The organism is uncultured Chitinophaga sp. (assembly GCF_937874145.1).
GTDB lineage: Bacteria > Bacteroidota > Bacteroidia > Chitinophagales > Chitinophagaceae > Chitinophaga.
Map to the genome: position 1 here is coordinate 1 of NZ_CALNBI010000075.1, position 12489 is coordinate 12489.

At 56.1% G+C, this 12489-nt stretch carries 9 protein-coding genes; 7 read left to right on the forward strand and 2 right to left on the reverse strand.

The features are described from left to right. Both Q0510_RS03425 and hppD read left to right on the forward strand, forming a co-directional pair. On the forward strand, positions 1-218 hold a 218-nt coding region (locus Q0510_RS03425), incomplete at its 5' end, for an aldo/keto reductase (protein ID WP_298708281.1). A 33-nt stretch (positions 219-251) separates the two neighbouring features. Beyond that, positions 252-1382 (forward strand): 4-hydroxyphenylpyruvate dioxygenase, encoded by a 1131-nt coding sequence (gene hppD / locus Q0510_RS03430; protein ID WP_298708283.1) that lies wholly within the window; start codon positions 252-254, stop codon positions 1380-1382. Between the two features lie 178 nt (positions 1383-1560). On the opposite strand, the gene Q0510_RS03435 is transcribed toward hppD, so the two are convergent. Beyond that, positions 1561-2913, reverse strand: a complete 1353-nt coding sequence (locus Q0510_RS03435; protein WP_298708285.1) for a heparin lyase I family protein — start codon at positions 2911-2913, stop codon at positions 1561-1563. 212 nt (positions 2914-3125) lie between these two features. Between Q0510_RS03435 and Q0510_RS03440 the strand changes: the two genes are divergently transcribed. The 5 genes from Q0510_RS03440 (at position 3126) to Q0510_RS03460 (ending at position 11555) form a co-directional block, all read left to right on the forward strand. Beyond that, positions 3126-4199 (forward strand): substrate-binding domain-containing protein, encoded by a 1074-nt coding sequence (locus Q0510_RS03440; protein WP_298708287.1) that lies wholly within the window; start codon positions 3126-3128, stop codon positions 4197-4199. Positions 4200-4638: 439 nt separating this feature from the next. After that, a complete protein-coding gene (locus Q0510_RS03445) occupies positions 4639-7629 on the forward strand; it encodes a TonB-dependent receptor (RefSeq protein ID WP_298708289.1) in 2991 nt (996 codons plus the stop codon). 18 nt (positions 7630-7647) lie between these two features. Beyond that, positions 7648-9120, forward strand: coding sequence for a RagB/SusD family nutrient uptake outer membrane protein (locus Q0510_RS03450; protein ID WP_298708291.1), 1473 nt, complete (start codon positions 7648-7650; stop codon positions 9118-9120). A gap of 24 nt (positions 9121-9144) precedes the next feature. After that, on the forward strand, positions 9145-10260 hold the full coding sequence (locus Q0510_RS03455) for an amidohydrolase family protein (RefSeq protein WP_298708293.1): 1116 nt from the start codon (positions 9145-9147) through the stop codon (positions 10258-10260). Positions 10261-10328: 68 nt separating this feature from the next. Beyond that, positions 10329-11555, forward strand: a complete 1227-nt coding sequence (locus tag Q0510_RS03460; RefSeq protein ID WP_298708294.1) for a DUF5009 domain-containing protein — start codon at positions 10329-10331, stop codon at positions 11553-11555. A 72-nt stretch (positions 11556-11627) separates the two neighbouring features. Here Q0510_RS03460 and Q0510_RS03465 read toward each other — a convergent pair whose 3' ends face one another. Further along, a complete protein-coding gene (locus Q0510_RS03465) occupies positions 11628-12464 on the reverse strand; it encodes a glycoside hydrolase family 16 protein (protein ID WP_298708296.1) in 837 nt (278 codons plus the stop codon). Positions 12465-12489 lie beyond the last annotated feature (25 nt).

Consider the following 12489-nt stretch of genomic DNA (forward strand, 5'->3'; position numbering starts at 1 on the left):
TCCTGTCGCTGATCAAACCGCTGGCGGAAAGCAAGAACGCCACCCTCGCGCAACTCGTGATCCGCTGGACCATCGAGCGCCCGGGCATCACGGTAGCGCTCGTAGGCGCGCGCAACGCCGGGCAGGCAGAGCAGAATGCCGCGGCGATTAATGTGAAACTGTCTCCCGAAGAGATCGATTTCATCAACAAGCATTTGTACGCGTTACAGCTTGTTTAATCCATAAACAACAAAATCAAAAACCATTAAGTTATGAACACTGCCACCGTAAAGCCATCAACCGCGCAGGGAACGCAAGACTTCCTGCCGCTCAACGGAACCGACTACGTGGAGTTTTACGTGGGAAACGCCAAACAGGCCGCGCACTTCTATAAAACGGCCTTCGGTTTCCAGTCGCTGGCGTATGCCGGTCCCGAAACCGGTGTGAAAGACCGCGTTTCGTATGTACTGGTGCAGAACAAACTGCGCTTCGTGCTGACCACGCCGCTGAAGCCCGGCGGCCCTATCGCTGAACATATCGCCGAACATGGCGACGGCGTGAAGGTGCTGGCCATCTGGGTAGACGATGCGCGCCAGGCGTTTGCCGAAACCGTGAAACGCGGCGCTAAACCCTACATGGAGCCCACTGTCGAAAAAGACGAGTTCGGCGAAGTGGTGCGGAGCGGTATTCATACTTATGGCGATACGGTCCACATTTTCGTGGAGCGCAAAAATTACCAGGGCTCTTTCCTGCCGGGCTACCGCCCCTGGCAGAGCCGCTACCAGCCCACCAGCACCGGCCTGCAATATGTAGACCATTGCGTGGGTAACGTAGGCTGGAACGAGATGGACACCTGGGTCAACTTCTACAGCGAGACCATGGGCTTCCATAACCTCGTTTCGTTCGATGACAAGGATATTTCCACCGAATACTCCGCGCTCATGTCCAAAGTGATGAGCAACGGCAACGGCAGGATCAAATTCCCCATCAACGAACCGGCCGAAGGCAAGAAGAAATCGCAGATCGAGGAATACCTTGATTTCTACGGCGGTCCCGGTGTTCAGCACATCGCCATCGCCACCAACGATATCGTGCATACCGTAGGCGAACTGCAGGCGCGTGGCGTGGAATTCCTCACCGTGCCTTCGTCTTACTATGCCGACCTGCTCGAAAGGGTAGGCGAGATCGATGAAGACCTTCGCCCGCTGGAAGAACTGGGTATCCTGGTAGACCGCGATGATGAAGGCTATCTGCTGCAGATCTTCACCAAACCGCTGCAGGACAGGCCCACCGTGTTTTTCGAGATCATCCAGCGCAAAGGCGCCAAATCCTTCGGGAAAGGCAACTTCAAAGCGCTGTTCGAAAGCATCGAGCGCGAACAGGCGCTGCGCGGCAACTTATAAACCAACCTGCCAAGTGAGAAAATAAAAGGGTGGCCCTGAAGCATTTTGCTTTCGGGGCCACCCTTTGACTATTTGTCGATTTCTACCGAACAGCCGGCCCAGAATAAGGCCGGCCTTTACAATGCCTCAGCTGTGAGTTCGGAGAATGTATTTCTTTTTTTTTGTTGAACTGGGCGGATCAATTAAACGTGGCGCGGATCGCTTTGAACGAAGTGCCGCGGTGCCAGTTGTCCTGGTACAGCGTGCTCGTTTTCAGCGAATCGATGCCCCTGTAAAGCCCGTGTTTTACGTACAGGCCGGAGGTGTATCCTGCGCCGAGGTCGCTGCGGGTGTAGGGGATGCGGTAATTCTCCGACACATCGTCGGGCTCGTTGGACCATTGCAGTGTGGGGACTTTCGGTAACGAAAGCACCTGCGAAAATTCTGCCTGTCCTTCCAGCCGGTGCCAGACTTCGAGCAGCCCGGTGCTGTCGGGTTTGAAACGGACGCGGACGATGAAGTCGTGCCATTTGCCCTTGTTCAGCTGCGCGATGTTGTGGTTCTGCTGGTATTCGGCGGGCCACCATTCACCGATATCGCCGCTGCTGAATTCCACGCGGACGTTATTGTCTTTCACGCCGAAAGCAAGGGGAGGGGAGATGGGCGTGTGGGCGTGCCATTGCATGAAGATGGCCCAGCCTTCGGGTTGCTGCCAGTCTTCGGGGAACATGGTCGACCACCCGTAGTAATATTCATCGCCGACGGTTTCGCGGACGTAATTCCAGCGGTTCATTTCCATGCGTTCGCCGCTGGTGCAGTTGCCGTTTTTGCAGGCGCGGTCGCCGGGGCGTACGGTGAATTTTGCGGCGTAGTTGCCCTGCCGTTTGGGGCTGGTTACGATCTCGAATTGCGCGGCGGAGTCTTTGCCGGACCAGCCGTCGTCCCATTGCGAGCCGTCGCCGGTTTCCCAGTCGCCGGTGAGATCGATCTTACCTTCTGTTTCGGTGCTGTTGCCGCAGCCCCAGACTTCCACTTCGGTGTAACTGTTCCAGTTGCTTTGGCTGTTGCCGTGGCCGGTGATGCGGACATAGCGGGTGCAGGTGGAGGGGAATCCGAAGGTTTGGAGCGTGGTGGTGTTGGGGTCGGAATTGCGGACGGGGACCACGGTGGTCCAGTTTGAGCTGTCGGCCGATACGGCGATTTCGAAGCTGGAGGTGCGGGTGGTGCTGCCGCCGGTGTGGAAGGCGATGCGGACGGCGCCTACGGCGCGGATGGAGTCCAGTTTGATGGTGACCGATTGCGGGTCGCCTTGTCCTGACCATCGGGTGCCGGTGGATCCGTCTACCAGGTTGGCGAGCACGTTTTCGCCGTCGGGGGCCGCGGCGGTGGAGAGTTGCTCGGGGCTGAGCGGGAACCGGACGAGCTCGTTGGAGCAAGGTTTGCAGGCGGTGGAGTCGCCGGGAGCGGGGTGTTCGTTTTTGATGCACGAAGCGCCGCCATAGAGGAAGGGGGCCAGTGCAAGGAGTACATGCCAGGGCTGGAATAATCTCATTTGCTGATATTTAATGATGAAGGTTGACGTGACGTGGATATGGAATTGTTGTTTTCTGCCGGAGATGAATGGAGCCGTTGTGTTTTTTGCCTATCTTGTGTGTGCGGACACAAACTAAGTAAAATATTGGTGTGTGCGCACACACTGATAAAAAATTAAGTCAACAGGCAGAAGAAACCTGTCAATAGCAGCATAATATTACCGGAGTGGGTATGTTTTTACCGATAAGCATCATCACATCCCTTTTAATACCATTTAGCAAGAAACATCATGAGCGGCAAATCAGTCAGGACGACGTCGATGTCCTCTCGCTGAAGCTCGTGATGCAATACGAGCCGAACCTCATTGCGCGTGCGCTGGGGGCGAACAAGACGTATCGTTTGGGTGCGCTGATCCCGGACCCCTCGGCAGACAGCTACTGGCTGGAGCCGCGGGCGGGTGTGGAGAAGGCGGAGAAGGCCCTGCGGCATTACGGCATGTCGGTGACGCGTTATATGTTTGATCCATATAGTATCGCTTCGTTCCAGGAGCAGGCGGATGCCCTGCTGGCCGGGGGGTACGACGGGGTGGTGATTTCACCGGTGTTTTACAAGGAGAGCCTGCCCTATTTCGAGGCTTTGCAGCAGGCGGGTATTCCCTTTGTTATCTTCAACAGCCAGATTTCGGAGTATACGCCGCTGAGTTATATCGGATCGGATCTCTACACGAGTGGCCTGCTGGCCGGGAAGCTGTTTCATTACGGTGTGCCGGGGCCTTGCACCTTGCTGGTGGCGCACATCGATGAGCATGCGGCCAATGCGTCGCACCTGGGGAAGAAGGAGAAGGGATTCCGCAATTACTTTGCGCAACACCTTTTGGAAGAGCAATACAACGTGGTGTCCGCAGAGCTGGACCGGTCCAATAAATCGGCATTCATTGCCCAGCTGGACGCACTGATTGAGGACCATCCGAGGCTCGGGGGGATATTCGTAACCACTTCCAAAGCGTATTCCATCGCCAGTTACCTGGAGCAGCGGCGGATCTCGCATATCAAGGTGGTGGGGTACGACCTGTTGCCCCAGAACCTGCAGTACCTGCAGAAGGAGCAGATCCATTTCCTGATCAACCAGGGGCCGTTCGGGCAGGGGTACTGGTCGGTGTATTACCTGGCGGAGCATGTGATCCTGGGCCGGGAGATCCCGCTGATGAAGTATATGCCGCTGGATATCGTTACCCGGGAGAACGTTAATTATTACCTCGCCGATCACGACGAAACACCCTTGCTGGAGCGCAAAATGAGCTTGTAAGGGCTTTTGCTGCTAACTAATTGGCCGGTACGCGCTGCGTACCGGCTTTTTCATTTCCACACTTTGATAGATTATTGATTAAAAAATAGCGTGTACGTACCCATTTTAGATAATTTCTAGGTGTGTGCGCAAACAATTAGTGAAAATTGTTTTTTCTTCAAAAAAACGCATTATGTTTGTATTGTTCCGAATGGAACCCGCGCCACGTTACATACAGCTCACTAAGAAGAACGACAGGCATACAGGCAAACGCAACGTGCATGTGAATATCAGGCTACAGGATTTCGGAGAATAAGCAGGTAAACGCCCTCAAAGGGCCCGGGCATGCTGTGCGATCCCCATTCGCGCAACGGAACGGGCATGGCATTGCGCGCCCCTGACAGGCCACCGGCTTCTCCGGTTCCGGTTATAATACTGTTTTCAATCAAAATCCATACATATGAAACGAACTTCGCATCGTCGAATCATGACCGCATGCCTGTACCTCTGGGTTTGCACCTGGCTGCTACCCATGGCGGCAGCGGCACAGGAAGCCGGGGAATGGCGCCTGTCTGGCATTGTTACAGGGGAAGACGGTACGCCGCTGCCGGGCGTATCCGTAGCGCTGAAAGGCACGCCACGCGGCGCAGCCACAGACGAATCCGGCCGCTATACTCTATCCGTCCCGCCACAGGCCGGCGTGCTCGTTTTTAAATTCATCGGCATGCTGCCACAGGAAGTTCCCTTCTCTTCCGCAGGCACACAAAACATTACCCTCCGCAGCAGCGAAAAAGCATTAAACGAAGTAGTGGTAGTCGGCTACGGCACCATGAAGAAAAGCTCGCTCACCGCGTCCGTTTCCAAACTGGAAAACGTGAAGCTCGACCAGGTGCCCGTTGGCCGCGTGGAATCCGCCCTCACCGGCCGTATTGCCGGTGTGAACGTGGCGCAGACCAGTTCGGCTCCCGGCGCTCCGCCTGTTATCCGCATCCGCGGCGCCGGTTCCATCGATGCCAGCAATGATCCCCTCGTAGTGATCGACGGCTTTCCCGGCGCGGGTTTGGGGAGCGTCAGCATGAACGACATCGCTTCCATCGAAGTGTTGAAAGACGCATCTTCCGCCGCTATCTATGGCTCACGCGCAGCAGGGGGCGTTATCATCGTCACCACCAAAAAAGGCCGCACCGGGAAACCCTCGCTGTCGGTCAATTCTTTCGCCGGGATATCGTCGCCCATGGTACATAAAGACTGGATCACCGGCCAGGAATTCTACGACTACGCCGTCCGCTACCAAAACCGCGAACTGGCCTGGGCCGGAGGCGACGTCACCATTCCCGTCTGGGGCGATAACCGCAGGCTCGCGCAATACCAGGTAAGCCCTGTGCTGCTCAATGGCGTCAACAACGTATGGCAGGACGCGGTGACGCAGAACGCGCCGTTCCAGAACTATAACATGTCTGTCAGTGGCGGCACGGAGAACGTGAAATACTACGTATCCGGCACGGTGAAAAGCGAAAAGGGTACGATTAAAACCACCGGTTTCAACCAGTACGGCATCCGCGCCAACCTCGATGTGAAAGTCAATAAGGTGGTCAGCGCCGGATTGATGGTGAACCCCATTTATTCTACGCGCCGCCTGGCGCCCACCAGTACGGTGAGCCTCGCGAAATATCCTTCTTTCGTTCCCACGAAAAACGAAGACGGCACTTATCCCCGCGCACGGGACCTCTGGGGGGCGGTGGTAACGAGCCAGGCCAACCCGATGGCCATCCTCGACGGTACGCAGATCACGCAGCAGGCATTTTCCAATATCGGGGAACTGTTCGTCGCGCTGCAGTTCACGCCGGACCTCAGTTTCAGGAGCTCTTTTGCCGGGAACCGCAATATCAACCTGCTCAACGAAAATGTGCTGAGCTATAACAAGACCTTCGGAAAACACCACGACCTCAACGCCATCGCCGGCGCTTCCTTCCAACGGAACACCTACCGCAATGCGTACATGGGCGTGCTGCCGGGGTCGTTCGAAAACGATATCATCAAAACCCTCAACAACGGGATCATCGATCCCAATTCCACCGGTTCCACCAAGTCGGCCTGGGGGCTCATGTCTTACTTCGCCCGCGTCAACTATGCCTATAAATCCAAATACCTGATCGCGGCCTCCGTGCGCGCGGATGGCTCGTCGCGCTTCGGGCCCGACAACCAGTGGGGCTACTTCCCGTCCGCTTCCGCCGCGTGGCGCGTATCGGAAGAAGACTTCCTCAAAGGCAGCGCTTTGCTGAGCAACCTGAAACTGCGCGCCAGCTACGGTGTGACCGGTAACTTCAACATCGGCGACTTCTCCTGGCAGGGCGGCATCAGCAGCACCGTGTATTCACCCAACAACCAGCTCGGCAAAGGCAAGGCGCAGACTTCGCTGGAGAACCGCGCGCTCAGCTGGGAGAAAACCCGGAGCTACGACTTCGGTATCGATATCGGCCTTTTCCGGAACAGGGTCAATATCACGGCCGATTATTACGACAAACGCACCAACGATCTCTTATACAGCGTAGCTGTGCCCGCCATCAGCGGTTTTACCGGTTCTATCTCTAACATCGGGGACATTGGCAATAAGGGCTTCGAGATCGAGGTCAATTCCCAGAACCTGACCGGCAGGTTCTCCTGGCAAACCGCCTTCAACTTCTCCATGAACCGCAATAAAGTGCTGAACATGGGCGTGGATAAGGAGAAGCTGTTTGAAGACCAGTATGGTATGTCGTGGCTCCTGCGCGTGGGTGAGCCGATGTTCTCTTATTACGGTTACAAAGCGGTCGGTGTGATCACCAGCAACGAGGTGCTGAACAGCGGCATCCCCTTGTATCCCGGCAGTAAATTAGGGAACCCGATTTATGAAGACATGAATAAAGACGGTAACATCGACGCCCGCGACCGTGTGATCCTCGGTAACTACCAGCCGAAGGCCATTATCGGGATGGTGAATGATTTCTCCTATAAAAACTTCGATCTCAGCATCGCCGTGCAGGCCAACCTGGGCGCTACGGTCTACAACTACGAGAACCAATACTACCAGGGTGCGCTCGTTGGCGCGATGCGGCGCGACCTGGTGAAGAACCAATGGTGGTCTGAACAGGAGCCTGGAGATGGCCGTACACCTGCCGCGGCGCTCAGTACGCTGAACTTCCAGGGCCGCTCGGACCTTTACCTGGAGAACGGTTCTTACTTCGCGGTGCGGAACGTCAACCTGGGATATAATTTCCCCGAAAGCATCTCCCGCCGCCTCCGCATGAGCCAGCTGCGGATGTATTGTTCCGTGGCCAATCTCCTGATGGTGACGGATAAAGGCTATCACGGCTACAATCCCGAGGGGTACAACGGTCCGTATCCCGGATATAACGATGGTACAGAGCCGATTAACCGCGTAGTGACGTTCGGTCTCAACGTTCAATTCTAAACGAAAAACGATTCAGCAATGAAACCTATCAGAACATATATAGCCGCATGCATGATGGCCGCCGTTTTCGGGCAGGGATGTAAAAGCGACCTGCTCGACCTGTCGCCGGAATCTTTCCTGACCAATTCCAACTTCCCGCAAACTGCCGCAGACATCGACCAGATGACTATAGGCATCTACAGCAGGCTGCAGAGCCGCAAGCCGGGCGATTACCTTGTGATGGAAGTGCCTTCGGATAACTTATTTATGTCGTCCAACCAATCTATCGCAGGTTCTTTCGAGCTCGACGGGCTGACGCCGGAACCGGGGAACCCTTTGCTCAACAACTTTTGGATCAGCACTTATAACGGCATCTTCCGCGCCAATTCCGTGTTGGGAGAAATTGACCGCCCGGCCGATTACCGGGCAGGGCAGAAAGACCAGTTCACGGGTGAAGCGAAGTTTCTCCGCGCGCTGTTTTACTTTGACCTCGTGCGTGTCTTCGGTGATGTGCCCAAGGTGACGAGCGTGCTGGGGATCGAAGCTTCGCGCAATACGCGGAAATCCCCCGCGGCGGAGATCTATCAGCTCATTGTTGACGACCTTACCGATGCGGCAGCAAAATTGCCCTTGCAATCGGGCATCGCGCGTGGGAGGGCCAGCAAGGCCGCGGCCATCGCGTTGCTGGCGAAGGTGCAGGTGTACCGGAAAGATTGGGCCGCCGCGCAGGCCGCGCTCGACCAGTTCGCCACCATGCAGGGATACGACCTGGCCGATAACTTCGCCGATCTGTGGAAGCTGACGGGAGAAGATAACCCGGAGGCGATCTTCTCGCTGAAATACATCGACGGTTCAAACGGGCATGGCTTGTCTACCGCCTTCATCCCCAATGCCGGTGCGGCGGGCATCGTAAACCGCGGTGATGAAGTGGCGCTGCCTTCCTGGAGCCTTATCAAGTTGTATGACGATGCTGACAAGCGCAAAGCGGCTACCGTTACATTGGATTATACGGCAGCTTCCGCCGGTGCGCCGACCATCTTTTATCCCTATATCTCCAAATACGCCATTCCCCACACTTTCAACGCTTCGGGCCTGGATCTGCCAGTAATTCGTTATGCCGATGTTGTGCTGCTGAAAGCGGAGGTCGCTTTCCACCGCAATCAGCCTGCCGTTGCGCTTGCTGCGCTGAACGAGATCCGGGAACGCGCGTTTGGGGATGCTACTCATAATTATACAGCGGCGGACATCGCCTCCGAGATTACTTTTTATGACAAGCTGCTGCTGGAACGGCAGCTGGAATTCGCCTACGAAAATGAGCGCTGGTTCGATCTTACCCGTACCGGGCGCTTTACACAGCTCATCCGCGAGGAGCGGAATTACAACAATGTAACGCAGACGGCGGTGACGGTAACGCTCCGTCCGCAGGCGTTCATGAAAGTATTCCCCATCCCGCAGGTGCAGATCGGCCAGGCGGCTCCCGGCGTGCTGGAACAAACGCAGGGCTACTATTGATGCTAACCCCAAAAACGAAAGGAGATGTTCAAACAATTCACTTTCCTTGCCGGCGCCTTTGCTTTTTTCCTGTGCCTGCCCGTGCGGGCGCAGGAAAAGGCGGCGCTGAAGCTGGTGGACTGGAAACCGGTGAGCCAGCTCGTAGTGCCGCAGACGGAAATCGTACGGCCTAAATTTCCCGTGATTGATATACACAATCACCTCGGCAACCTGGGCAAAGCCGGGCAGTACCTCGCCGAGATGGACAAAACGGGTGTTGTGATGGCCGTGAGCCTCGACGGGCATTCCAAAGACTTTTTTTACAGGGAGCATATTCAGCGTTCTAAAGATTCGGCCGGAAATAGGTTCCTGGTGTTCTTCGCGCCGGAATGGAACCGTATCGATGAGCCGGATTTCGGCAAGAACGAAGCAAAGCGGCTGGAAGAAGCCGTGGCGATGGGCGCGGGCGGTGTGAAAGTATATAAGAGCCTCGGGCTGTCGGTGAAAGACAAGTCCGGCCGGTTCGTGGCGGTCGACGATCCGCGCCTGGATCCTGTCTGGGCCAAATGCGGCGAGCTGGGTATTCCTGTGTTGATGCACGTGTCCGATCCCAAAGCTTTCTTTACGCCGCTGGATGCGCATAATGAGCGATACGACGAACTTGGGCAACATCCCGACTGGTCGTTCCATGGCAATGGTTTCCCGTCTAAAGAAGCGTTGCTGGAGCAGCGTAACCGGGTGCTGGAGAAACATCCAAATACGATCTTCATCGGCGCGCATATGGCGAACCTGCCGGAAGACCTGGGCCAGGTTTCCATCTGGCTCGACAAATACCCTAATCTGTATGTGGAGTTCAGCGCGCGCATCAGCGAGCTGGGCCGCCAGCCTGTAACCTGCCGCAAGTTCATGATCCGGCACCAAAACAAGGTGCTGTTTGGGACGGACACCGCCCCCGACGCAAGGGCTTACCGGATTTATTTCCGTTTCCTGGAAACGACGGACGAGTATTTCGATCCTGCGCAGGGGCACCACTTGCAGGGCCGCTGGATGATTTATGGCCTGGGGCTGCCGGATGAAGTGCTGGAGAAAATCTATCATAAAAACGCCCTTCGCATACTCGGGCTGAAGAAAGATGCAGCGGTGCGGCTTCGCGGTAAATAGACTTTTTATCAACAAACCTGTATATTTAGTTGGCTTTCCACCTCGTCGACCATCAATAACCTTATCGCATGAATGCTATCCCTTCGGCGGCAGCAACCGCGCCGCCTCCCGTTAAACCCGCTGTACTGCCGGTTCCCGGCAGGATCGCCTCCGTTGATATTTACCGCGGATTCGTCATGTTGCTGATGATGGCGGAAGTGCTGAACCTGCAAAAAGTATCCGCCGCGTTGCCAGGCAGCGGTTTTTGGAGCTTCCTGGCATTCAACCAGAGCCATGTACCCTGGGCGGGCTGCTCCCTGCACGACATGATTCAGCCTTCTTTTTCGTTTCTCGTGGGCGTAGCGCTGCCGTTTTCCATGGCGGCGCGTATGGCAAAAGGGGAGAGCGTAGCAGCCATGTGGCGGCATACGCTGGTACGGTCGCTGATACTCATATTGCTGGGAATATTCCTGCGGTCCATGCATTCGGAGCAGACTAATTTTACGTTTGAAGATACACTGACGATGATCGGGCTGGGATATCCGTTCCTCTTCGCGTTAGGCTTTTGCAACACGAAGACGCGGATCGTTGCCTGTGCGGCGATTCTGTTCGCGTACTGGCTGGCATTCGCACTCTATCCCGTACAGGACGCAGGTGAAGCTTTGACCGGCGTGCCACCCGGTTGGGAGCACAATTTTGAAAGTTTCGCCGCGCACTGGAATAAGAACACGAACCTCGCCTGGGCATTCGATACCTGGTTCCTGAACCTCTTCCCCAGGGAATCGCCTTTCCTTTACAATGGCGGCGGTTATGCGACGCTGAGCTTTATTCCCACACTCGGCACCATGATCCTCGGCACCTTCGCGGGGCAGGCGCTGAAGTCTGACGATGCGCCGCAGCGGAGGATCCGCATGTTCCTGTATTGGGGCATCGGGCTGCTGGTGGCGGGGCTGCTATTGCATGTCAGCGGTATTTGCCCCATCGTAAAAAGGATCTGGACACCTTCCTGGACGCTGGCCAGCGGTGGCGGATGTTTCCTGTTCATGGCGCTGTTTTACTGGCTGGCAGATGTGGCCGGGTACAAACGGGCATTCTTCATACTCACCGTGATCGGCGTGAATTCCATCGCGGCTTACGTACTGGCGGATGGCTTCGGTGGCTTCCTGAAAGAATCGCTGTATATCCATCTCGGCCGCACGTACGACCAGGTGCTGGGCGCGCCGTATGCCACGCTGGTGCAGGGCTTCCTGGCGCTGGCGCTTATGTGGTTCATCCTCTACCGGATGTACCGGAGAAAGATATTTATTAAGATCTGATAAAATTGCACGCAAACAGAAAGGGATGACCATGCCGGTCATCCCTTTCTGTTTATTCAGCAATTGAATGTGTCAGGACGGACGTTGATATACGCGAACGTAGTCCACCACCATGCGCATGGGCATGTGGGCGTCGGGGATTTCCTCGCCGCCTTGTCCCAATGCCACGTTGAGCAGCAGGAAGAAATCTTCCCGGAAAGGCAGGTTGCCCCGGCGGGCGTTTTTCGCCGCTGCCACGTCGATGGTGTTAAGGACTTTACCGTCTACAGAAATGACCATGCTGTTTTCGTCCCACATTAATTCCCATTCGTGGAACGCTTCCGCCCATTTTTCACCGCCCCAGGCCGCGACGGGCCATTTGGTTTCGTCCCATATGGTTTTATCCGTGCCTTGCCAGCAGGCATTTGCCAGGAGGTTGCCGCGGTAGAATTCCATGATGTCCACTTCTCCGCAAGCGGGCCATCCTCCGTTTGCGCGATTGGCGCCGAGCATCCAAAAGGCGGGCCAGCTGCCCTTGCGGACGTCGATTTTCGCCCGAAGGGTGACCCTTCCGTACCTGAACTGGAATTTGCCGCGGGTGATCATGGAGGTGGAAGTATATTCCGCGAACTGGCGGTTCTTCTTCCAGTCGTTGCTGGCGGGATCGTAGTTCGGATTGGGTACGCGTTCCTTACGGGCCTCGATGGTCAGGAAGCCATCTTTGCAGGTGGCGTTGCCGGGCTGGTACCATTGTGGTTCCCGGTTGCGCTCGAAGCCGCGCTCGTAATCCCATTTGGCGGGATCGGGGCGGCCGTCGGCATCGAATTCGTCGTTCCAGACGAGGACGTACCCGCTGCTGTCTTGCTGCGGAAGGGGGGCGGGGGAGCCGCCGCAGTGAAGTGCGGCGGCTATGAGGAGCGTGAGTTGCATGTCTGAAGATAATTAAAGGTTTTGA